Source organism: Ruminococcus sp. MCC718, from assembly GCF_018783905.1.
Classification (GTDB): domain Bacteria; phylum Bacillota; class Clostridia; order Lachnospirales; family Lachnospiraceae; genus Hominisplanchenecus; species Hominisplanchenecus faecis.
Window position 1 is genome coordinate 55,578 of the sequence record NZ_WQNP01000131.1, and the last position, 23,558, is coordinate 79,135.

Here is a 23,558-nt window from a genome sequence, read left to right on the forward strand (position 1 = left end):
GATAGAATTGTGGCAGGTATAGATCAGAAGAATATCAGAAATTTTTGTATTATAGCACATATTGACCATGGCAAATCCACACTGGCAGACCGCATCATTGAAATGACCGGCCTTTTGACGAGCCGTGAGATGCAGGCACAGGTACTTGATAATATGGATCTGGAGCGAGAACGTGGCATTACAATCAAAGCACAGACCGTCCGTATCATCTACAAAGCAAAAGACGGCGAAGAGTATGTATTTAACCTGATAGATACTCCGGGACATGTGGACTTTAACTATGAGGTGTCCAGAAGCCTTGCAGCCTGTGACGGAGCGATCCTGATTGTCGATGCGGCACAGGGCATCGAGGCACAGACACTGGCAAATGTTTATCTGGCACTGGATCACGATCTGGATGTCATTCCGGTTATCAACAAGATCGATCTTCCAAGTGCAGATCCGGACCGCGTGGTCAATGAGATCGAGGATGTGATCGGCATTGAGGCACAGGATGCACCGCGTATCTCAGCCAAAACCGGGCTGAATGTTGATCAGGTCTTAGAGCAGATCGTGCAGAAGATCCCGGCACCGCAGGGTGATCCGAAAGCAGCACTTCAGGCACTGATCTTTGATTCTCTTTATGATGCCTACAAAGGTGTCATCGTTTTCTGCCGGATCAAAGAAGGAACTGTAAAACGCGGCACAAAGATCCGCATGATGGCGACGAAAGCTGAGGCAGAAGTCGTAGAAGTCGGCTATTTCGGACCAGGACAGTTTATCCCGTGTGATGAACTGCGTGCCGGTATGGTAGGTTATATCACAGCGAGTCTGAAAAATGTCAAAGATACCCGTGTCGGCGATACGATCACGGATGCAGACCGTCCATGTGCGGAGCCACTTCCTGGTTATAAAAAGGTAAATCCGATGGTTTACTGCGGTATGTACCCGGCAGACGGAGCAAAATATCCGGATCTGAGAGATGCACTGGAGAAACTGCAGTTAAACGATGCATCTTTGCAGTTTGAGCCGGAGACATCGATCGCACTTGGCTTTGGTTTCCGCTGTGGCTTTTTAGGACTGCTTCACCTGGAGATCATTCAGGAGCGTCTGGAGAGAGAATACAATCTGGATCTTGTGACAACGGCTCCTGGCGTTGTTTATAAAGTCCATAAGACAAACGGAGAAGTGATGGAGCTGACAAATCCGGCAAACCTTCCGGATCCGGCTGAGATCGAGTACATGGAAGAGCCGATGGTCAGTGCCGAGATCATGGTCACGACCGAATACATCGGTTCGATCATGCAGCTCTGCGAGGAGCGAAGAGGTGTTTACCTTGGTATGGAATATATGGAAGAGACAAGAGCACTGCTCAAATACGACCTTCCGCTCAATGAGATTATCTACGATTTCTTTGATGCTCTGAAATCACGTTCCAGAGGTTATGCATCTTTTGACTATGAAATGAAAGGGTACAAGCGTTCCGAACTTGTCAAACTGGATATTCTGGTCAACCGAGAAGAAGTCGATGCCCTTTCCTTTATTGTATTTGAAGGATCGGCGTATGAACGCGGACGCAAGATGTGCGAAAAATTAAAAGAGGAGATTCCAAGACAGCTGTTTGAGATCCCGATCCAGGCAGCGATCGGCAGCAAGATCATTGCCAGAGAGACTGTAAAAGCAATGCGTAAGGACGTACTTGCAAAATGTTACGGCGGTGATATCAGCCGTAAGAGAAAGCTTCTGGAAAAACAGAAAGAAGGAAAGAAACGTATGCGTCAGGTCGGCAGCGTGGAGATTCCGCAGAAAGCATTTATGAGCGTGCTGAAGCTGGATGATAAATAATATGAAAAAAGAACTGGAATTATATCTGCACATCCCATTCTGCGTCCGGAAATGTGCATACTGTGATTTTTTGTCTTTTCCGGCAGAAAAAGAAATTCAGAAACAATATGTCAACTGCCTGATAGAAGAGATCCGTCAGTTTGATCTGGCGGAGGATTACGTGGTATCTACGATCTTTTTCGGTGGCGGTACCCCTTCTGTTCTGGAGGGCAGTGAGATCATGCGGATCATGCAGGCGATCCGGGAGCGTTTCCCGGATATCCGGGAAGATGCGGAAATTACGATTGAATGCAATCCGGGGACACTGACGGAAGAAAAACTGCAGATTTACCAAAAAGCAGGGATCAATCGTTTAAGCCTGGGGCTGCAGTCCGCAGATCAGGAGGAGTTAAAGCTTTTAGGACGTATCCACACGTACAATCAGTTCAAAGAGAATTTTTATCTGGCAAGAAGGATCGGATTTGCGAATATCAATGTCGATCTGATGTCGGCGCTTCCGGGTCAGAGTGTAGAGAGCTATCGCTGTACTCTGAAAAAGGTATGTGAACTTGGACCGGAGCATATCTCCGCCTACAGTCTGATCATCGAGGATGGCACGCCGTTTGCAAAGCGTTACAGACAGGATGCCGCAAAAAGAGAAGCCGGAGAAAAACCGCAGTTTTTGCCTTCGGAGGATGAGGAACGTCAGATGTACGAGGATACGGCAGAGATTCTTTCCGAATATGGATATCATCGTTATGAGATATCGAATTATGCAAAAGCAGGGTATGTATGCAGACACAACGTCGGATACTGGAAACGAGTGGACTACATCGGTTTTGGACTTGGAGCATCCACATTGCAGAATCCGCTCCGTTATAAAAATACCGATGATCTGCAGGAATACTTAAACCGGGATTTCTCAAAAAAAGAATTACTGGTGCTGACAAAAGACAATCAGATCGAAGAAACCTTGTTTTTGGGACTTCGCATGATGGAAGGCGTCAGCCTGTCTGCATTTGAAGAGCATTTTCACTGTCCGCTGACGGTGATCTACCAAAGGGAGATCCAAAAGCTCACAGAAAAAGGATTGCTGAGAATGGAAGAGGACCGCATTTCCCTGACAGAAAAAGGGATTGATTTAAGTAACATGGTGCTTTCTGAGTTTTTGCTCGGATAAAGATAAAACAGAAAAGCGGATTGCAAATGTTCGCTTTATACAGAAATGGCAGAACAAGCTGAAATGTTTGTTCTGCCATTTTATATCAGATGGGAGATGACTCCCGCTGTAGGCGGCAGGCAACAAGCTTGTATTAGTGGCGGGATTCAATCTCCCATCTGATATAGCCTCCGGCGGATTGCAGAGGTGCACAGAAGAATATGTCATGCGATGCATGACGTGCACCTCGCAGCAAGAATGCCAGAGGCATTCTTGAATATACGAAGGAACACAAATATGCGTTACGGATTTTCCATTTCTGAAATTGCACTTACGGTATAATCATGGATCGCACGGTAAGTATCGTTTGTATAATGAAGATCATCTACCGTTGAAAAACCATTCTGTTCCAGATAATCATAGCAATCCAGGTACTGATCCGGAAAAGATTCTTTTAATTTTGCATTAAAATCCCGGATTTCTTCGTTGGAAGCACCGGAGCATGCATCGCCTACCGGATTCACAGACATAATATAGAAAGAAGCATCCGGATATTCTGCAAAAATCTGAGGATAAAACGCAAGATAACGGTCGATCTCACTCAGATCATTAACGCCAAGATTAAACACAACAGTAGCATCCGGCTCTTTGGAAAGAGAGGCGCGAAGCTGATCGATGCCCTCGTTCACAAGCCAGTAGTAACCTTCCCCGACTTTTCCTATATAAGAGCAGGTATCCGCATCATCGGAATCCTGCATGGCTTCCTCCATGCCGACCGTTCTGGAATCTCCGACAAAAAGAAAGTGATGACAGGAAGAGGAGACATTATGGTCAGAAGTGTCTGCGGTATCAGATGAATCCTGCACAGAATGTTCGTTTTTCGCATCACGTAAGCTTTTTTCCAGAAAAGCGGTCTGTTCCTTTGTAAACCAGGTCATAAATACGGTCAGTGCGATCAGAGCTGCAATCAGAAAACTGAGCAGTACAATGACAAGATTTGTGGTTTTTCGTTTCATAAGAACCCCCTGAAATTTTATGTGATCGTTTTTTTAGGTCAGATTCTGTTTTTCTGACCTCTTTAGTATAACGCATTCCGGAAAAAAGTCAATTTTTATAAAAAATGAAAAAAACCTCTTGACAAAGAATATGCGTAGTGCTATTTTAGGTACAAGGATGTTAGCACTCCACTAAGATGAGTGCTAATAACAGGAAGGAGGATTCAAGGATGCAGTTAGATGAGAGAAAATGGAAGATACTTCAGGCGATCATCAAGACGTATCTGGAGACGGGAGAGCCGGTTGGTTCGAGGACGATCTCCAAATATGCGGATTTGAATCTGAGCTCCGCAACCATCCGAAATGAAATGGCAGATCTGGAAGAGCTTGGATACATCATCCAGCCGCATACTTCAGCCGGCAGGATTCCTTCAGACCTTGGTTATCGTCTGTATGTGAACCACCTGATGGAAGAGAAAGAACAGCAGGTAACCGAAATGAAGGAGCTGATGATCGAAAAGCAGGATAAGATGGAAATGGTCCTGAAGCGTGTGGCACAGTTCCTTGCAGCCAACACAAATTATGCTTCGATGATCACAGGGCCGCAGTATCACAGAACAAAGCTTAAGTTTATCCAGCTTTCCATAGTAAGCGAAGATCAGCTGTTAGCTGTTGTTGTTACGGAAGGCAACGTAGTGAAGAATAAAATGATCTCGCTTCATCACGGACTGGATCAGGAAACGGTATTGAAGCTGAATATTCTGCTTAACACCAGTTTGAATGGTCTTACGATGGATCAGATCAATCTGACAACGATCGCAAAGATCAAAGAGGAGGCTGGTATCCACAGCGAGGTTGTAAACAGCGTTCTGGATGCAGTCGCAGAAGCGATCCAGATGGATGAAGAAGAGATGGAGATCTATACAAGCGGAGCGACGAACATCTTCAAATATCCGGAACTGTCAGACAGTGAAAAGGCGAGCAGCCTGATCGGTACCTTTGAAGAAAAGAAACAGCTGGCGGATCTGGTAGCCGATACGATGGCAGATGACAAGAACACCGGCATTCAGGTTTACATCGGAAATGAGACACCGGTGCAGACGATGAAGGACTGCAGTGTTGTGACAGCTACTTACGAGCTGGGCGATGGTATGCGAGGTACGATCGGTATCATCGGACCGAAAAGAATGGATTATGACAGAGTTGTCGGTACCTTAAAAACACTGACAACTCAATTGGATGATATATTTGGTAAGAAAAAAGAAGACAACTAGAGAGGTGATTGTATGGCAGAGGAAACAAAAAACACAAAGCCTGCTGATGAAGAAATAGAAAAAACTGCAGAACCGACTGCAGGAGAAGAAAAACAGCCGGAAACGGAAAAGGCAGAAAGCGATACAGCTGCCGCAAAAGAAGAACAGCCGGAAAAGAAAGGCTTCTTTGGTAAGAAAAAAGAAAAGAAAGATAAAAAAGACGAGCAGATCGAAGAACTGACTGATCGTCTGAAACGCCAGATGGCAGAGTTTGATAATTTCCGTAAAAGAACGGAAAAAGAAAAAGCAGCCATGTTTGAGGTCGGTGCAAAGAGTGTCATTGAAAAGATGCTTCCGGTGATCGATAATTTCGAACGCGGACTGGCAACTCTTTCCGATGAGGAAAAAGAACAGCCATTTGCACAGGGTATGGATAAGATCTACAAACAGTTTGTAGCAAGCCTGGAAGAGCTCGGAGTAAAAGCCATCGAGGCAGAAGGAAATGAGTTCGATCCGAATTTCCATAATGCAGTGATGCATGTGGAAGATGAACAGTACGGCGAAAATGTCGTAGCGGAAGAACTTCAGAAAGGCTATATGTACCGTGACAGTGTGGTTCGCCACAGCATGGTAAAAGTAGCAAACTAAATTAAAAAGTTGACAAAATTTAGTATAAAAGCAGAATAAAACAGGAGGAATTTATCATGGGTAAAATTATTGGTATTGACTTAGGAACAACGAACAGCTGTGTAGCAGTTATGGAAGGTGGCAAACCGGTTGTTATCGCAAATACAGAAGGTGCAAGAACAACACCATCTGTTGTGGCATTCACAAAAACAGGTGAGAGACTGGTCGGTGAACCTGCAAAACGTCAGGCAGTTACAAACGCTGACAAAACAATTTCTTCTATTAAAAGACATATGGGTACCGATTATCGTGTAACCATCGACGACAAGAAATATTCTCCGCAGGAGATTTCCGCAATGATCCTGCAGAAACTGAAAGCAGATGCAGAAAACTACCTGGGCGAAAAAGTTACCGAAGCAGTTATCACGGTACCGGCATATTTTAATGATGCACAGCGTCAGGCAACCAAAGATGCCGGTAAGATCGCAGGTCTGGATGTAAAACGTATCATCAACGAGCCGACCGCAGCAGCTCTGGCATATGGACTGGACAATGAAAAAGAACAGAAGATCATGGTATACGACTTAGGTGGCGGTACATTCGACGTATCCATCATTGAGATCGGTGACGGCGTTATCGAAGTACTGTCAACAGCCGGAGACAACAGACTGGGTGGTGATGACTTCGACCAGAAGATCACAGACTACATGCTGGCTGAGTTCAAGAAAAATGAGGGCGTAGACCTGTCAAACGATAAAATGGCACTGCAGAGATTAAAAGAAGCTGCTGAGAAAGCAAAGAAAGAGCTTTCTTCTGCAACAACCACAAACATCAACCTGCCATTCATCACAGCAACTGCTGAAGGTCCGAAACATTTCGATATGAATCTGACAAGAGCAAAATTCGATGAACTGACACACGATCTGGTAGAGAGAACCGCTACACCTGTTAACACCGCACTGAGAGATGCAGGTCTGACAGCAAGCGAGATCTCCAAAGTACTGCTGGTTGGTGGTTCTACACGTATCCCGGCTGTACAGGATAAAGTAAAAGCTCTGACCGGACATGAACCAAGCAAATCTCTGAACCCGGATGAGTGTGTAGCACTTGGTGCTTCCGTACAGGGTGGTAAACTGGCAGGCGATGCCGGTGCAGGCGATATCCTGTTGCTGGATGTAACTCCGCTGTCACTGTCTATTGAGACAATGGGTGGTGTTGCAACAAGACTGATCGAGAGAAATACAACCATTCCGACCAAGAAGAGCCAGATCTTCTCAACCGCAGCAGATAATCAGACAGCTGTTGATATCCACGTTGTACAGGGTGAAAGACAGTTTGCGAAAGATAACAAATCTCTTGGCCAGTTCCGTCTGGATGGTATCCCACCAGCAAGAAGAGGTGTGCCTCAGATCGAAGTTACATTCGATATTGATGCAAACGGTATCGTAAACGTATCCGCAAAAGATCTGGGAACCGGAAAAGAACAGCACATCACCATTACTTCCGGATCTAATATGTCTGAGTCTGATATCGACAAAGCAGTCAAAGAAGCTGCTGAGTACGAAGCTCAGGATAAGAAGAGAAAAGAAGCAATCGACACAAGAAACGATGCAGACGCTATGGTATTCCAGACCGAAAAAGCATTGGAAGAAGTTGGCGATAAAGTAGATGCAAATGACAAGACAGCAGTAGAAGCTGACTTGAACGAACTGAAAGACCTGATCGCAAAGAGCAATCCGGAAGAAATGACAGAGTCACAGGTTGCTGAGATCAAAGCAGCAAAAGAAAAACTGATGGAAAGTGCTCAGAAAGTATTTGCAAAGATGTATGAGCAGCAGGCACAGGCAAACGGAGCAGCTCAGGCAGGTCCTGATATGAATGCCGGAGCAGATAACAGCAGCTATCAGTCTGATGATGTTGTAGACGGTGATTACAAAGAAGTATAAAAAAAGTAACTTTTAATAAATTTTTGCATCGTAACTGTTAAGATGCTAAACAGTTACAATATACACAGGCAGGGATGTGTTCATTCCTGCCTTGTGTCAGCAATCAGGCCATAAGGAACTGCAAACAGGCAGGTTCTGGAAGGTTGCCGTGCATGTGGAGGATTAAAGATGGCAGAGAATAAGCGAGATTACTATGAAGTTCTCGGCGTTGACAGAGGGGCGGATGAAGCTACCATTAAAAAAGCATACCGTCAGCTTGCAAAAAAATATCATCCAGATATGAACCCGGGAGACAAAGAAGCAGAAAAGAAATTTAAAGAGGCATCGGAAGCATATGCCGTGTTAAGCGATGCAGAAAAACGCAGACAGTATGATCAATTCGGACATGCTGCGTTTGAACAGGGCGGCGGAGGTGCCGGAGGATTCGGCGGCTTTGATTTCAACGGCGGCGATATGGGAGATATCTTTGGTGATATTTTCGGAGATCTTTTCGGAGGCGGTCGCAGCAGACGTGCAAACAATGGACCGATGAAAGGTGCCAATGTCAGGACAGCGGTAAGGATTACCTTTGAAGAGGCAGTATTCGGATGCGAAAAACAGCTGGATCTGAATCTGAAGGATGAGTGTACAACCTGCCATGGAACAGGTGCAAAACCAGGAACCAGTCCGGAGACTTGTCCGAAATGCGGCGGTAAAGGTCAGATCGTATATACACAGCAGTCCCTGTTTGGCACAGTAAGAAATGTACAGACCTGTCCGGACTGTAACGGAAGCGGTAAGATCGTAAAAGAGAAATGTGCGGACTGCCATGGAAGCGGTTACATCACAAACCGCAAGAAGATCGCAGTGACGATCCCGGCCGGTATTGACAACGGACAGAGCATCCGTATTCGTGAAAAGGGTGAACCGGGTGTAAATGGCGGCCCAAGAGGGGATCTGCTGGTTGAAGTTCAGGTAGAACGTCATCCGATCTTCCAGAGACAGGATATGAATATTTATTCTACTGCTCCTGTCACCTTTGCACAGGCAGCACTGGGCGGACAGATCCATATCACAACTGTAGACGGCGATATGGCATACGATATCAAACCTGGAACACAGACGGATACCAAGATCCGTCTTAAAGGAAAAGGTGTGCCTTCTCTTCGCAACAAAAATATCCGCGGAGACCATTATGTAACACTTGTTGTTCAGGTTCCGACAAAGCTGAACGAAGAGGCAAAGGAATACCTGCGTAAGTATGATGAGGCAGTCAACGGGAAGATTAACGATAGTAAACAGGAAAAGCCGAAAAAGAAGAGCTTTATGGAAAAAATAAAAGAAACATTTGAAGACTGACCCTGAGAACAATAAAAAAGCTGAAATTCAAAAAATGCACCCGGGAGAGATCCGCGGTGCATTTTTGTACGTGAAAGTTATCGGAAAGGAAACATTTTCACCATAAAAATACTTGCTGTTTTGATATGCAGAAACAGGATTCGTGCATGACGTAACAGAAACTTAAGGTTTCTGACGTTGACAAGAAAGCTTGAAAAGAATAGAATATGATGTATAGGTATAACTATAGCTTTATACATAGATTTGGTGAAAGCAGGTAAGTTGGATATGAAATTAAAATTACTGAAAAAGTTAATGATTATATGTATGTCTTTCAGCTTGTCAGTTTCCATGGTTCCGGCATCTGTGCTGGCGGCAGGAAAAGACAGCTCTGAGGGCGATACGCAGGCAGTACAGGTTATTTCAAGTGATACAGAAAGTGAGTCTGCAAATACAGAAACAGAGACAAAGCATCAAGAGACAAAAAACCAGGAGACAAAACATCACAAAGACAAAGAAACTGAGATCAAGGGTGGTTTTGTCCCGGAAAGTGAGTCACAGGCAGTTATTGAGAGCGAAGCAGTGATAACAGAGCAGACACCTCAAACAGAAGGCGAAGCCGGACAAAAAAAAGGTGCGGTTGGAAAAAAAGTAAAGACAGCCGGAAAAATAACTCCGAATGGTACACCGAACGTGGATTATAAAAATGAAAATGGAAAGTATACTATTTTGGAAGATAAAGCAGTTACATTAACTTTAAGTGATGGTGCTTCTCTTGGAGAAGTTATCGTAAAATCTGGAGCAACGCTGACGATTGTTTTGAAAGGAACAACGACTAATATAATCGGTACGATCAGTGGAGAAGGAAAGGTTCAGTTCGCAAAGACCAGCAATGGTAAGGCAAATCTGAAGGGCAGTATTGATGTAGCTGAAACAACCGTAGAAGGTGGAACATTATTTGGAAGTGGTACGATCAAAAGTACACAGGTTTCTCTTAATGGTGGTTCTATTGCATGTAAAGTCACAAATGATGTAAAATCAGGAGATCTTACGTTAAAAGCATCGGAGTTTACCGTAGAGAAAGATGCAGTATGCACGATTGATAACGTACAATTAAATGGTGCAGATATCAGCATGGATGCCAATACGGTCTGGAGCGACAGCAACGGAAAAGCAGTTGTATATTTTCAGCCTGCATCTACCGTAGCATTTTCCATCAAAGCAGTTACCTTTACTTCTTCTGAGGAAACAACGGACAGCATCACTGCAAAAGAGCAGAACTACACTTACGAAGACGGTAATCTGAAAAAGGGCAAGAGTGCGACGGCGTATACTGTAAAGGTCGGAGCAGACCTCACGACAACATATGGTGAAAAACTGGAAAATGTAGATATTATCACCGTCAGTGCGGCAAAAGATTATACGCCAGAGGTTTCCTTGAGAGATTATGATGAAGCAATGGATTCTTCTCTGGAACTGAAAGACGGAACAGCAAAAGGTTATAAAGTAACAAAGAAAAATATAAAAGAAAAACCGGATGAAAAATCGTTTAGTCTGAATGAAGTGCTTGTGACGGATACTTTTGGTTATGATCACATATTGTCCGGAACCGTAAACTATAAAATCGAAAAGAAAGAACTGACACCGCTGATCAGTGTCAATAAAACAAGCACAACATCTAAGAACAAAGCAACCAAAGTGTATGACGGTACGACCGATGTTCCGGATGATACCTGTACCTTATCCGGATTTTCCGGTATCGTAGACGGTGACAAAGCATCAGATGTTCTTGCTGTGGCAAAAGCAACTTTTGTATATGACCATGCGGATGTGGCAACAGCAAAGAATATCAAAGCAGAAGTGACACTTTCCGGTGATCCGGCAGAGTGCTACACCGTTGCTTCCGTTGATGATATCTCCGCAGAGATCACAAAGGCTCCTCTTACTGAGGAACTGATGAAATCCCTCGGCATCACACTGACCAAGCCGGAAGTGACCGAACGTCATTATCAGTATCTGAAATACAAGACTGTAGCCGGTCAGGAATATGCTTATTCGGAAAAGGCAAAGGATGATGAATGGAAACTGGCGAAAAAAGCTTCCACAATCACCTATGTCAATGAAGTGGACGGTGAAGAGCAGGATCTGAAGGCGGGAACAAGCTATAAGATTTATACAAGAATCCCGGAATCCGACAATTATCTGGCAAGTGATCCGGTTTCGGTATCGGTAAAGACATTGCGTGCTCCGCAGGAAGCAAAAGAGAGTGATGTGAAATTCACCGGTGTAACGGATAATTCCACACAGAAGTTAAATACGGCACTGACATTTACAGCAACCGGTTCTACTTATGTGGATGACAAGGATTACAAACCGTCAGCAGATGATGAAAAATATGTACCGTATTCCTGGAAACTGACGGATACCACAACCTGGAAGGGAGATAAGTCCACACAGACCTTTACGATGACTCCGACACAGGCCGGCACTTATACGATCGTGGCAACATTCCGCAAATATGTATATGATGGCAAGAAGTGGGTATACAGTGAGGGAGATGATGTGAAGAAATCCATCACGTTTAAGGCAAATGAAAGCGGAACATCCAGTTCTACTTCCGGAAGCGGAAGCAGCAGCAGCTCTTCTTCTGGCAGCACCAATACAGCAGCAAAGACCGGGGATACTACACCGGTTGTGCCGGTGGCAGCAGCACTTGTTGTTTCCGGAGCAGCACTTGCACTGACGCTTAAGAAGCGGAAAAAGGAAGAAAAATAGTACTTTTAAAAAGTAAGCACAGATGTTATGATAAGGGGTGTGTAAAAACACCTCTTATTTTGTGGCTGTAAAGTACGAACAGACATGTATGGATTATCATACTATTTTGTACAGGAACAAACGGTGTAGCATCATTTTGAAATAAAAAATTTTGTTAATCTGGCATTATATATACGAAAGGATATTTGACATTTATGAGATGGAATAAATTTACGTTAAAAACAAGATCAGAAGTAGAAGATATCGTGATCTCCACACTGGCAGAAGCCGGCGTGGAAGGCGTAGAGATTGAAGATAAAGTACCGTTGACGGAACAGGACAAACAGCAGATGTTTGTCGATATTCTTCCAGACGGACCGGCAGATGACGGGATCGCTTATCTGAACTTTTACCTGGATGAGAAAGAAGATAAAGAAGAGTTGCTTGCAAATGTAAAAGATGCTCTGGAAGAGCTTCGTATGTTTGTGGATATCGGAGAGGGAACGATCACAGAATCCCAGACCGAAGACAAGGACTGGATCAACAACTGGAAACAGTATTTTCATCAGTTTTATGTGGATGATATCCTGATCATCCCGTCCTGGGAAGAAGTAAAACCGGAAGATAAGGATAAGATGATCATTCATATTGATCCTGGCACGGCGTTTGGTACCGGTATGCATGAGACGACACAGCTTTGCATGCGTCAGCTGAAAAAATATGTGAAGGACGGTATGGAGATCCTGGATGTCGGCACCGGAAGCGGTATCCTGTCCATCGCAGCACTGAAACTGGGAGCAGGTCATGCGGTCGGTACGGATCTTGATCCATGTGCGATCTCTGCTACCAGAGAAAATCTGGAAGCAAACCAGATTCCGGAAGGCAGCATGGATGTGATGATCGGAAATATCATTGATGATAAAGCCGTGCAGGATCAGGTCGGATATGAAAAGTATGATATTGTAACGGCAAATATTCTGGCAGATGTCCTGATCCCACTGACGCCGGTGATCTGCCATCAGATGAAACCGGGAGCTCTTTATATTACTTCCGGTATTCTGGATGTAAAAGAAGACGTTGTCGTAAAAGCAGTAAAAGATGCAGGACTGGAAATTCTGGAAGTTACACATCAGGGCGAATGGGTTTCTGTCACTGCAAGAAAACAGGCATAGTACCGGAGGAAGATTATGTACGATTTTTTTGCAGACTCATCTGCAATCGGTGAAAAAGAGATCATCATCCGCGGAAGCGACCTGAATCATATGAAAAATGTGCTGCGCCTTCAGATTGGAGAACAGATCTGCATCCATGAGGAAAGTACCGGAAAAGAGTATCGCTGCGAAATTGCCGGATATGAAAAAGATGTGGCACATCTGCACATTATGTGGGTGGAAGAGGCAAACCGTGAGCTGCCATCGAAAATTTATCTGTTCCAGGGGCTGCCAAAGGGCGATAAAATGGAACTGATCATTCAGAAAGCAGTAGAGCTTGGAGTGTATGAGATCATCCCTGTGGCAACGAAAAGGGCAGTTGTAAAATTGGATGCAAAAAAGGCGGAAGCGAAGCAGAAACGCTGGCAGAGCATTGCAGAAAGTGCAGCCAAACAGTCCAGGAGAAATATCATTCCGCATATCCACGAGGTTGTGAAATTTGGTCAGGCTGTGGATTATGCAAAAAATCTGGATATCACGCTGATCCCTTATGAGCTGGCGGAAGACATGGAAAAGACAAAACAAATATTTGAGACAATACAGCCGGGGCAGTCTATCGGTATTTTCATTGGCCCGGAGGGCGGATTTGATGAAAGTGAGATTGCACTGGCACAGGAAAATGGCATCAGCCCGATTACACTGGGAAAACGGATCTTGCGGACGGAAACTGCCGGTATGGCGGTGCTTTCGGTTCTGATGTTTCAGTTGGAGGGCAGAGAATAATGCAGGCATATTTGGATAATTCAGCAACGACAAGATGTTCCGAAGGTGTGCGTGACATCGTCGTAAAAGTGATGATGGAGGATTTCGGAAATCCGTCATCCAGACACGACAAGGGAATGGAGGCAGAAAAATATCTTCGCGAAGCCAGAATGGACATTGCGGCTACTTTAAAAGCAGATGAAAAAGAGATTTATTTTACTTCTGGCGGAACCGAGTCAGACAACTGGGCACTGATCGGAACGGCGATGGCAAACAAACGTGCCGGAAAACACATTATTACAACGGCGATCGAACATGCTGCCGTGATCCAGCCGATGATCTATCTTCAGGAGCAGGGATTTGAGGTCAGTTACATACCGGTAGACCGCTATGGAAGAATAGATCTTCAGAAGTTTTCCGATGCGATCCGGGAAGATACGATCCTGGTGTCCACCATGTATGTCAATAATGAGATCGGGACTCTGGAGCCGATCGAAGAGATCGGGAAGATCATCAAAGAAAAAAATCCAAAGGCACTCTGGCATGTGGATGCAATCCAGGCCTATGGAAAGTACCGTATTTATCCGAAAAAACTTGGCATTGATATGCTCTCGGTCAGCGGACATAAGCTGCATGGACCAAAAGGAGTTGGATTCCTTTATGTTCGAAACGGAGTGAAGATCCATCCGCTGATCCTGGGCGGAGGTCAGCAGAAAGGGATGCGATCCGGGACAGATAATGTGCCTGGAATCGCCGGACTTGGTTGTGCAGCAAAAGAAGCCTACACAGATTTTGATAAAAAAGTGACACATCTCTGTGAGCTGAAACAGTTTTTCATGGAAGAAGTGCAGAAAATACCGGATACGGTTCTGAACAGCCTTCCGGGGGATCAGGGAGCACCGCACATTGTAAGTGTGAGCTTTGCAGGCGTGCGAAGCGAAGTGCTGCTCCATGCACTGGAAGAGCGGGGGATTCAGGTATCTTCCGGTTCAGCATGTTCTTCCAACAAAAAACTTCCGGTCAGTCCGGTATTAAAAGAAATTGGTCTGAAAAAAGATTTGCTGGATTCTACCGTGCGATTCAGTTTCTGTGAGAATACAACAAAAGAAGAGCTGGAATACTGCCTGCAGCAGTTAAAGGAACTGCTTGTGGTGCTCCGCAGATACAGCAGACATTAAAAGATATGATGTAACTGTGAATATACGAAACAACTGCGATACAGGAAAAGAAAAGGAGAAAAGAAATTTATGTTTCATGCATTTCTGATCAAATACGGAGAGATCGGTATCAAGGGAAAAAACCGTTATCTCTTCGAAGATGCACTGGTAAAACAGATTCGCCATGCACTGAAGAAAGTGGAAGGTGAATTTAATGTACGAAAAGAACAGGGACGTATCTTTGTGGAGAGCGAAGGCCTGTTTGATTTTGAAGAAGTAGTGGAGGCACTGCAGAGAGTTTTCGGTATTGTGGGTATCTGTCCGGTACTGAAAGTAAATGATGAAGGATTTGATCAGCTTTCTCAGGAAGTGATCGATTATATGGCACGCGTATATCCGGATGGAGAGCATACGTTCAAAGTCAATGCAAGAAGAGCAAGAAAAAATTATCCGAAAAATTCCATGGAATTAAATGCAGATCTTGGCGAGCGTATTCTGGAAGCGTTCCCGAATATGAGCGTTGACGTACATCATCCGGAAATCACCCTGAACGTGGAGATTCGTGAAAAGATCTATATCTATTCAAAGATCATTCCGGGACCTGGTGGTATGCCGGTCGGAACAAACGGAAAAGCTATGCTTCTGTTATCCGGTGGAATTGACAGCCCGGTTGCAGGCTACATGATCGCAAAACGCGGCGTTAAGATTGATGCCGTTTATTTCCATGCACCGCCATACACCAGTGAGCGTGCAAAACAGAAAGTGGTTGACCTGGCACGTCTGGTGTCGAAATACAGCGGACCGATCGTTCTGCATGTCGTAAACTTTACTGACATTCAGCTGTATATTTATGATAAATGCCCTCATGATGAACTCACAATCATTATGAGACGTTACATGATGCGTATCGCAGAGCACATCGCGAAAGAGACCGGATGCCTGGGACTGATCACAGGAGAAAGCATCGGACAGGTAGCAAGCCAGACCATGCAGAGTCTTGCAGCAACCAACGAAGTCTGCACCCTTCCGGTATTCCGTCCGGTGATCGGTTTTGATAAACAGGAGATCGTGGATGTATCTCTGAAGATCGATACTTATGAGACATCGATCCAGCCGTACGAAGACTGCTGTACGATCTTTGTGGCAAAACATCCGGTTACCAAACCGAATATCAAAGTGATCAAACGCAGTGAAGAGAAACTGCAGGAAGAGATCGACGAGATGGTGAAAAAAGCAATCGATACGGCTGAGACACTCTGGGTAGAATAAAAAGACACGGAAAAATGGTCACAAAAAAGCTGCCGCAGGAGAACTGCGGCAGTTAAAAATATCAAAATCAAAAGAAATCTGAAATTTTATGTGGTTTTTCAGTCGATGATGTATGGTTTTAATGCCTGAAGAATTACATCGGAATCATCTTCAGCATGGATATTCAGGTCGATCGGCTTGGAAAGGTCCAGACTGAAAATACCCATAATAGATTTTGCGTCGATTACGTATCTTCCGGATACCAGATCAAAATCATAATCAAATTTTGTAATTTCGTTTACGAATGACTTTACTTTATCAATCGAATTTAAAGAAATCTGTACAGTTTTCATTGTCATAAAACCTCCTGTAATATGTGTTTTTGTATACATTAATCATACCCATTTCGGAGGAGACTGTCAAGCTTAAAAGAAAGGAATTGGATAAAATATGGAAAAACGCAAAGCGGCATTCCACAATCTGGGATGCAAGGTAAATGCATATGAGACGGAGGCGATGCAGCAGCTTCTGGAAAAAGCAGGGTATGAGATTGTGCCGTTTGCACCAGGGGCAGATGTTTATGTGATCAACACCTGTACGGTGACGAATATGGCAGACCGCAAGTCCAGACAGATGCTGCACAAAGCAAAGAAAATGAATCCGCATGCGATCGTGGTGGCAGCCGGATGTTATGTGCAGGCAGCAGGAACTGAGCTGGAAGAAGACTCTGCAATCGACATTATTATCGGAAATAACCGCAAAAAAGATCTGGTCAGTATTCTGGAACATTATGAACGCAGTGCCGTGCAGGAATCTCTGATCGATATCAATCACACAAAAGAGTATGAGAAACTGTCTCTGGAAAAAACGGTGGAACACACCAGAGCCTATCTGAAAGTACAGGATGGCTGTAATCAGTTCTGCAGCTACTGCATCATTCCCTATGCGAGAGGACGTGTACGCAGCCGCAGAAAAGAAGAGGTCGTAGAGGAAGTAAAAACGCTGGCAGGCAATGGATGCAAAGAGGTGGTTCTTACCGGTATCCATTTGAGTTCTTACGGGATCGATCATGGCAGCACACTGCAGGAACTGATCCTTGCAGTGCATGAGGTTGCGGGGGTCGAGCGTATTCGCCTTGGGTCACTGGAACCGGGTATCATTACAGAAAATTTTGTGAAAACACTTTCTGCTCTTCCGAAATTCTGCCCGCACTTCCACCTTTCCCTGCAGAGTGGATGTGATGCAACTTTAAAAAGAATGAATCGAAGATACACATCAGAAGAATACTATGAAAAATGCATACTGATCCGCAAGTACTTTAAACATCCGGCCCTGACGACCGATGTGATCGTCGGATTTCCGGGGGAAACCGAGGAAGAGTTTGCAATCACCAGAGATTTCTTAAATAAAGTAGATTTTTATGAAACGCATATTTTCCAGTATTCCAGAAGAAAAGGAACGAAAGCAGCCGTCATGGAAAATCAGGTGCCGTCCGATGTGGCACACAGAAGAAGTGCGATCCTGATCGCAGACGGCAAAGTGCGGAAGCAGCGATTTGAAGAAAAAATCAGCGAAACCGTCACAAAAGTACTCTTTGAAGAAAGCGTGACGATTGACGGGAAGGTATATGCATCCGGCCATACCATGGAGTATATTCGCATGTTGATGGAGACGACGGAAGATTTAGACAATCAGATTCTTTTGGTAAAGGCAGGAAAAGAACGCTGTCAGGACTGTCTGCTGTGCACAAAAGCTCGGTCCTGAGCAGCGGATTGTTTTCAAAGCCATTATAAAAATCACGCGAAGAAGCATTAATTACAAAAAACAATTGAATTTTTCAGACAGTTATATTAGAATAGAAGTATAGTTTGTACGGTAAGGACGTGAAAAGAATGGCAAATATCAGTAATACACAATATTTCAAAGTAAATACAGATCCGGAATATCGCGTAAAAGAGATCCTGGATACTGTTTATGACGCAATGGCAGAAAAGGGCTATAATCCGGTGAACCAGATTGTAGGCTACATTATGTCAGGCGATCCTACTTATATCACCAGTTATAAAAATGCAAGAAGCATGATCATGAAAGTGGAACGTGATGAGCTGGTAGAAGAACTTCTGAAGGAGTATATTAAAAACAGAACATGGGAACAGAAGTAAAGAAAAGAGCACTCGGACTGGATTACGGCTCCAAGACGGTTGGAGTCGCAGTCAGTGACGGGCTTGGGATTACTGCACAGGGCGTGGAGATCATCCGCAGGACTCAGGAGAACAAACTGAGGAAGACGCTGGCACGGATCGAAGAACTGATCGCAGAGTATGATGTCGGGATCCTGGTGCTTGGATACCCGAAAAATATGAACAATACCGTGGGAGACCGTGCGGAAAAATCTCTGGAATTTCAGAAAATGCTGGAGAAGCGTACCGGTCTGCCGGTTGTGATGTGGGATGAGAGACTGACCACAGTAGAGGCACATCGGACGATGATGGAGAGCGGCGTGCGAAGAGAGGACCGTAAGAAGTATGTGGACAAACTTGCAGCTGTCTATATTCTTCAGGGTTATTTAGATCATGAAGGAATGAAAAGGGAAAGGACGCAGCCAGAGTGATTTGAAGCAGGGCTGCAACAGGTTTATTATGGAGAAAATTACATTTACACTGGCGGACGATCAGATAGTTGAGTTTTATGTACTGGAACAGACAGTACTTGGCGGCATCAGCTATATTCTGGTAACGGATTCTGAGGACGATGAGGCAGAAGCACTGATCCTGAAAGATCTGTCAAAGCCAGGTGATGATGAAGCGTTATATGAGATCGTGGATGACGATGATGAATTAGAGGCAGTTTCAAAAATCTTCCAGGAAATGCTGGATGATATTGAATTTGAATAAAGAGCCTGAACGGAAAAGAAACAGGAGGTAAAAATTTTTGAAAAATATTAACAATTCGAAATTGAGGATCATTCCTCTGGGCGGTCTGGAACAGATCGGCATGAACATTACTGCCTTCGAATTCGAAGACAGTATTGTTGTGGTTGACTGTGGGCTGTCCTTTCCTGAGGACGATATGCTGGGGATCGACCTTGTGATACCGGATATCACATACCTGAAAAACAATGCACATAAAGTAAAAGGTTTTGTCATTACACATGGTCATGAGGATCATATCGGAGCATTGCCATATGTATTAAAAGAACTGAATGTTCCGGTCTATGCGACAAGACTTACGATCGCACTGATCGAGCATAAGCTCAAAGAGCATAATCTTCTGAAGTCCGTAAAGAGAAAAGTCGTAAAGCACGGACAGTCGATCAATCTTGGGAAATTCCGCATTGAGTTTATCAAGACAAACCATAGTATTGCAGATGCTTCTGCACTTGCAATTTATTCACCGGCAGGTATCGTGGTGCACACCGGTGACTTTAAAGTGGATTACACTCCGGTATTCGGAGATGCGATCGATCTGCAGCGTTTTGGAGAAATCGGCAAAAAGGGTGTGCTGGCACTGATGTGCGATAGTACCAATGCAGAACGAAAAGGATTTACGATGTCCGAGCGTACCGTTGGTAAGACGTTTGATAATATTTTCGCAGAGCATAAAAATACAAGGATCATCATTGCAACGTTTGCATCCAATGTGGACCGTGTACAGCAGATCATCAATTCTGCCTATAAATATGGACGCAAATGTGTGGTAGAGGGTCGCAGTATGGTCAATGTTATCAGCACAGCGGCAGAGCTTGGCTATCTGAACGTGCCGGAGAATACCCTGATCGAGTTGGATCAGATGAAGAATTATCCGGATGAGCAAATGGTGCTGATCACAACCGGAAGCCAGGGCGAGTCCATGGCGGCACTTTCCCGTATGGCATCCAACATGCATCGTAAAGTGCAGATCAAGCCGGGCGATACCGTTATTTTCAGCTCCAACCCGATTCCGGGAAATGAAAAAGCAGTTTCCCGAGTGATCAATGAGCTTTCGATGAAAGGGGCGGATGTTATTTTCCAGGATGCCCACGTATCCGGCCATGCATGTCAGGAAGAGATCAAGCTGATCTATTCTTTGGTTCATCCGAAATATGCGATTCCGGTGCATGGTGAATACCGTCATCTGAAAGCACAGGCACAGGTTGCGGAGAGTCTTGGTATTCCAAAGGACAATATTTTCCTGTTGTCCTCAGGAGATGTTTTGGAGTTAGATGAAGAAAAAGCACAGGTTGTAGACCGTGTACAGACCGGAGCGATCCTGGTAGACGGACTGGGTGTTGGTGATGTCGGAAATATCGTTCTTCGCGACAGACAGCATCTGGCGGAGGACGGTATTCTGATCGTGGTACTGACGCTTGAAAAATACAGCAATCAAGTTCTTGCAGGTCCGGATATTGTATCCAGAGGATTTGTATACGTCAGAGAATCCGAAGGACTGATGGATGAAGCAAAACATGTAGTAGAAGAAGCTATTGAGGACTGCATGGATCGAAGAGTGACCGACTGGGGACGTTTAAAGACAGCAATCCGTGACAGCTTAAGCGAGTTCCTCTGGAAGAGAACAAAGAGAAGCCCGATGATCCTGCCGATCATTATGGAAGTATGATGGGGCTGATAGAAAATGGATGAAATAAAGGAATATACGGTGCAGCTTTCGGCTGCACTTCGCGGAAGCGAAGCGTACAAAGCGTTTCGGGAAGTGAGCAGAAAAGTATCCGAAGAGCCGCAGCTTCGACAGAGGCTGGATGAGTTCCGCAAAAAGAATTATCTGCTTCAGAATGGAAGCAATGCTTACGATCTGTTTGATGATGTGCAGAATCTGGAGCGGGAATACGAAGATATGCAGAAGAATCCGGTTATACAGGAGTATCTGGCAGCGGAGCTTCAGATATGCAGGATCATTCAGAGATGTGCGGATGAGATACTGACATCTGTGGATATGGAAATTGAAAATTTTGCAGATATCATAGAAACGGACTAGTACTGTTCCTTGCAGGATTAATGTACTGGTAAGACAGGAGAGGGTGCATGAAAGAGAACAGTGCAAAATCAATTGCAGTCGGCATTGCCGTGAAAATCGTATTGCTGGCGGTTCTTGTGCTTGTTCTGATTTTTACCGGCAGACGGGCCTACACATTCGGATATCAGATATTTGCACAGGAAGCGATGAGTGAGGCTCCCGGAAAAAAGGTAGCAGTTACGATCACCAAAGATATGTCCTTTGGTGAAATCGCAAAGCTTCTGGAAGAGAAGAAACTGATCAAAGATAAGAATGTTTTTCGCATTCAATATATGCTTTCTGAATATAAAGGAGAAATTGAGCCCGGAAGCTATGTACTGAACACCTCACAGACAGCAGAAGAGATGCTGAGAGTACTGAGCCGGGCGGATGAAAAAGAGACTGAGACGGAGTAACGATATGATAGTAGATGAAAGAATGACAGCTTTTATCAACTCCCTGGATACGGGAAATACCCCGTTCCTGACGGAGCTTGAGGTAAAAGCACTGGAAGATCATGTGCCGATCATACGAAGAGAAATGCAGAGCTTTCTCAAGGTGCTGCTGCAGATGCAGCGTCCGGTCAATATATTGGAAGTAGGGACAGCAGTTGGATTTTCCACACTGCTGTTCTGTGAATATGCACCAAAGGAAGCCAAAATCACAACAATTGAAAAGTATGAAAAACGCATTCCGATCGCAAAAGAAAATTTCAGAAAAGCCGGGAAGGAGTCACAGATCCGTTTTCTGGAAGGGGATGCCACAGAGATTCTTGCAGAACTTGAGGGTTCTTATGATTTTATCTTTATGGACGCTGCAAAAGGGCAGTATATTCATTTTCTGCCGGATGTGATGCGTCTGCTGAAAGTCGGCGGCATCCTGATCTCGGATAATGTGCTGCAGGATGGTGACATTATCGAGTCCCATTATGCAGTAGAGCGAAGAAACAGGACAATATACAAACGGATGCGGGAGTATCTCTATGAACTGAAACACAATGAGCATCTGGTGACCAGCATTGTGCCTATCGGGGATGGAGCAACACTCAGCGTGAAAATAAAGGAATAGATAAATGGGAGGAAGAACGATGAGGAAACCGGAATTGCTGGTGCCGGCAAGCAGCCTGGAAGTATTAAAGACGGCGGTCATCTTTGGAGCGGATGCCGTTTACATTGGCGGCGAAGCATTTGGACTGCGTGCAAAAGCCAAGAATTTTTCGATGGAAGATATGAAAGAGGGCATTGCCTTTGCCCATGAGCATGGCGTGAAAGTTTACGTGACAGCCAATATCCTGGCACACAACCGGGATCTGGAGGGCGTTGAGGAATATTTCAGAGAATTAAAAGAAGTGAAACCGGACGCACTGATCATTGCCGATCCGGGGGTGTTTGAGATCGCAAAACGTATCTGTCCGGAAATCGAACGCCATATCAGTACCCAGGCGAATAACACAAACTATGCTACCTATCATTTCTGGCATACACTGGGAGCGAAGAGAGTGGTTTCTGCAAGGGAGCTTTCCATGCAGGAAATCAAAGAGATCCGTGCAAACATTCCGGAGGATCTGGAGATTGAGACCTTTGTGCATGGAGCTATGTGCATTTCTTATTCCGGAAGATGTCTGCTCAGCAGTTATTTTACAGGCAGAGATGCCAACCAGGGAGCTTGTACGCATCCGTGTCGCTGGAAATATGCAGTTGTGGAAGAGAAACGACCGGGTGAGTATCTTCCGGTTTATGAAAATGAAAGAGGCACCTATATTTTTAATTCCAAGGATCTTTGCATGATCGAACATATCCCGGATCTGCTTGATGCGGGGATTGACAGCTTTAAGATCGAAGGCAGAATGAAAACGGCCCTCTATGTGGCAACGGTTGCGAGAACGTATCGCAAAGCGATCGATGATTATCTGGAAGATCCAAAACTTTATGAAGAGCATATGCCGTGGTACCGCACACAGATTGCAAGCTGTACCTACCGCCAGTTCACGACCGGTTTCTTTTATGGAAGACCGGATGAGAACACGCAGATATACGATAATAATACTTACGTGAAAGAATATACCTATCTTGGTATCGTCGGGGAAGTCGATGCAGAAGGTCGCTGTCGCATTGAGCAGAGAAATAAATTCAGTGTCGGTGAGCAGATTGAGATCATGAAACCGGACGGTCAGAATGTAGAGGTTACAGTAAAGAGGATCCTCAATGAGGACGGTGAAGAACAGGAAAGTGCACCGCATTCCAAACAGATCCTGCATGTGGAGCTGGAAGGCGGAAGAGCGGAAGCATATGATATTTTAAGAAGAAAAGAATAAGATGAGCCAAAAAGCTTTAGATGAGAAAACAATTAAATGAAAGAAAATAGTCCTTTATAAACCAAAAGATGCGAATCCGCAAT

At 44.7% G+C, this 23,558-nt stretch carries 22 protein-coding genes; 20 read left to right on the plus strand and 2 right to left on the minus strand.

The window, feature by feature from the left end; genetic code table 11:
• Nucleotides 1-9 precede the first annotated feature (9 nt).
• Nucleotides 10-1,824, plus strand: coding sequence for a translation elongation factor 4 (gene lepA / locus GPK60_RS11245; protein ID WP_022118843.1), 1,815 nt, complete (start codon nucleotides 10-12; stop codon nucleotides 1,822-1,824).
• Nucleotides 1,814-2,983 (plus strand): radical SAM family heme chaperone HemW, encoded by a 1,170-nt coding sequence (gene hemW, locus GPK60_RS11250; protein WP_346727769.1) that lies wholly within the window; start codon nucleotides 1,814-1,816, stop codon nucleotides 2,981-2,983. Before lepA ends, hemW begins: the two co-directional genes overlap by 11 nt.
• A gap of 281 nt (nucleotides 2,984-3,264) precedes the next feature.
• On the opposite strand, the gene GPK60_RS11255 is transcribed toward hemW, so the two are convergent.
• Nucleotides 3,265-3,978 carry an SGNH/GDSL hydrolase family protein gene (locus tag GPK60_RS11255; protein ID WP_215660123.1) on the minus strand — a complete coding sequence of 238 codons (714 nt, stop codon included), beginning with the start codon at nucleotides 3,976-3,978 and terminating at the stop codon, nucleotides 3,265-3,267.
• A gap of 209 nt (nucleotides 3,979-4,187) precedes the next feature.
• Between GPK60_RS11255 and hrcA the strand changes: the two genes are divergently transcribed.
• The 9 genes from hrcA to thiI all read left to right on the plus strand — a co-directional run bounded on the left by hrcA (nucleotide 4,188) and on the right by thiI (nucleotide 16,193).
• The gene (hrcA, locus tag GPK60_RS11260; RefSeq protein ID WP_022118846.1) at nucleotides 4,188-5,231 is read left to right on the plus strand and encodes a heat-inducible transcriptional repressor HrcA; all 1,044 of its coding nucleotides are present in this window, start codon (nucleotides 4,188-4,190) and stop codon (nucleotides 5,229-5,231) included.
• A 12-nt stretch (nucleotides 5,232-5,243) separates the two neighbouring features.
• Nucleotides 5,244-5,858, plus strand: a complete 615-nt coding sequence (grpE, locus tag GPK60_RS11265) for a nucleotide exchange factor GrpE (RefSeq protein ID WP_022118847.1) — start codon at nucleotides 5,244-5,246, stop codon at nucleotides 5,856-5,858.
• Nucleotides 5,859-5,914: 56 nt separating this feature from the next.
• Nucleotides 5,915-7,783 (plus strand): molecular chaperone DnaK, encoded by a 1,869-nt coding sequence (dnaK, locus tag GPK60_RS11270; RefSeq protein WP_173866101.1) that lies wholly within the window; start codon nucleotides 5,915-5,917, stop codon nucleotides 7,781-7,783.
• Nucleotides 7,784-7,951: 168 nt separating this feature from the next.
• Nucleotides 7,952-9,121, plus strand: a complete 1,170-nt coding sequence (gene dnaJ / locus GPK60_RS11275) for a molecular chaperone DnaJ (RefSeq protein ID WP_022118849.1) — start codon at nucleotides 7,952-7,954, stop codon at nucleotides 9,119-9,121.
• 267 nt (nucleotides 9,122-9,388) lie between these two features.
• On the plus strand, nucleotides 9,389-11,875 hold the full coding sequence (locus GPK60_RS11280) for a YDG domain-containing protein (RefSeq protein ID WP_215660126.1): 2,487 nt from the start codon (nucleotides 9,389-9,391) through the stop codon (nucleotides 11,873-11,875).
• Between the two features lie 194 nt (nucleotides 11,876-12,069).
• Nucleotides 12,070-13,026 carry a 50S ribosomal protein L11 methyltransferase gene (gene prmA / locus GPK60_RS11285; RefSeq protein WP_147631632.1) on the plus strand — a complete coding sequence of 319 codons (957 nt, stop codon included), beginning with the start codon at nucleotides 12,070-12,072 and terminating at the stop codon, nucleotides 13,024-13,026.
• Between the two features lie 15 nt (nucleotides 13,027-13,041).
• Nucleotides 13,042-13,788, plus strand: coding sequence for a 16S rRNA (uracil(1498)-N(3))-methyltransferase (locus tag GPK60_RS11290; RefSeq protein WP_022118852.1), 747 nt, complete (start codon nucleotides 13,042-13,044; stop codon nucleotides 13,786-13,788).
• Nucleotides 13,788-14,945, plus strand: coding sequence for a cysteine desulfurase family protein (locus GPK60_RS11295; RefSeq protein ID WP_173898048.1), 1,158 nt, complete (start codon nucleotides 13,788-13,790; stop codon nucleotides 14,943-14,945). The genes GPK60_RS11290 and GPK60_RS11295 overlap by 1 nt, the downstream gene beginning before the upstream one ends.
• 69 nt (nucleotides 14,946-15,014) lie before the next feature.
• On the plus strand, nucleotides 15,015-16,193 hold the full coding sequence (gene thiI / locus GPK60_RS11300) for a tRNA uracil 4-sulfurtransferase ThiI (RefSeq protein WP_147631629.1): 1,179 nt from the start codon (nucleotides 15,015-15,017) through the stop codon (nucleotides 16,191-16,193).
• Between the two features lie 98 nt (nucleotides 16,194-16,291).
• Here thiI and GPK60_RS11305 read toward each other — a convergent pair whose 3' ends face one another.
• On the minus strand, nucleotides 16,292-16,525 hold the full coding sequence (locus GPK60_RS11305) for an HPr family phosphocarrier protein (RefSeq protein WP_022118855.1): 234 nt from the start codon (nucleotides 16,523-16,525) through the stop codon (nucleotides 16,292-16,294).
• A gap of 97 nt (nucleotides 16,526-16,622) precedes the next feature.
• Here GPK60_RS11305 and mtaB point away from each other — a divergent pair, with 97 nt between their 5' ends.
• From mtaB to GPK60_RS11350, 9 genes are all read left to right on the plus strand, one after another.
• Nucleotides 16,623-17,936, plus strand: a complete 1,314-nt coding sequence (gene mtaB / locus GPK60_RS11310) for a tRNA (N(6)-L-threonylcarbamoyladenosine(37)-C(2))-methylthiotransferase MtaB (protein WP_215660128.1) — start codon at nucleotides 16,623-16,625, stop codon at nucleotides 17,934-17,936.
• A gap of 128 nt (nucleotides 17,937-18,064) precedes the next feature.
• The gene (locus GPK60_RS11315; RefSeq protein ID WP_022118857.1) at nucleotides 18,065-18,334 is read left to right on the plus strand and encodes an IreB family regulatory phosphoprotein; all 270 of its coding nucleotides are present in this window, start codon (nucleotides 18,065-18,067) and stop codon (nucleotides 18,332-18,334) included.
• A complete protein-coding gene (ruvX, locus tag GPK60_RS11320; RefSeq protein ID WP_022118858.1) occupies nucleotides 18,319-18,783 on the plus strand; it encodes a Holliday junction resolvase RuvX in 465 nt (154 codons plus the stop codon). The genes GPK60_RS11315 and ruvX overlap by 16 nt, the downstream gene beginning before the upstream one ends.
• A 28-nt stretch (nucleotides 18,784-18,811) precedes the next feature.
• Nucleotides 18,812-19,066 (plus strand): DUF1292 domain-containing protein, encoded by a 255-nt coding sequence (locus GPK60_RS11325; protein WP_022118859.1) that lies wholly within the window; start codon nucleotides 18,812-18,814, stop codon nucleotides 19,064-19,066.
• Nucleotides 19,067-19,103: 37 nt separating this feature from the next.
• Complete coding sequence (locus GPK60_RS11330) at nucleotides 19,104-20,768, plus strand: ribonuclease J (RefSeq protein WP_022118860.1); 1,665 nt, start codon at nucleotides 19,104-19,106, stop codon at nucleotides 20,766-20,768.
• A 15-nt stretch (nucleotides 20,769-20,783) separates the two neighbouring features.
• Nucleotides 20,784-21,143: a YlbF family regulator gene (locus GPK60_RS11335; protein WP_173896471.1), complete on the plus strand. Its 360-nt coding sequence runs from the start codon at nucleotides 20,784-20,786 to the stop codon at nucleotides 21,141-21,143.
• A 47-nt stretch (nucleotides 21,144-21,190) separates the two neighbouring features.
• The gene (locus GPK60_RS11340; protein ID WP_215660131.1) at nucleotides 21,191-21,577 is read left to right on the plus strand and encodes an endolytic transglycosylase MltG; all 387 of its coding nucleotides are present in this window, start codon (nucleotides 21,191-21,193) and stop codon (nucleotides 21,575-21,577) included.
• A gap of 4 nt (nucleotides 21,578-21,581) precedes the next feature.
• Nucleotides 21,582-22,229, plus strand: a complete 648-nt coding sequence (locus GPK60_RS11345) for an O-methyltransferase (protein WP_215660172.1) — start codon at nucleotides 21,582-21,584, stop codon at nucleotides 22,227-22,229.
• A gap of 19 nt (nucleotides 22,230-22,248) precedes the next feature.
• Nucleotides 22,249-23,475, plus strand: a complete 1,227-nt coding sequence (locus tag GPK60_RS11350; protein ID WP_215660134.1) for a U32 family peptidase — start codon at nucleotides 22,249-22,251, stop codon at nucleotides 23,473-23,475.
• Nucleotides 23,476-23,558 lie beyond the last annotated feature (83 nt).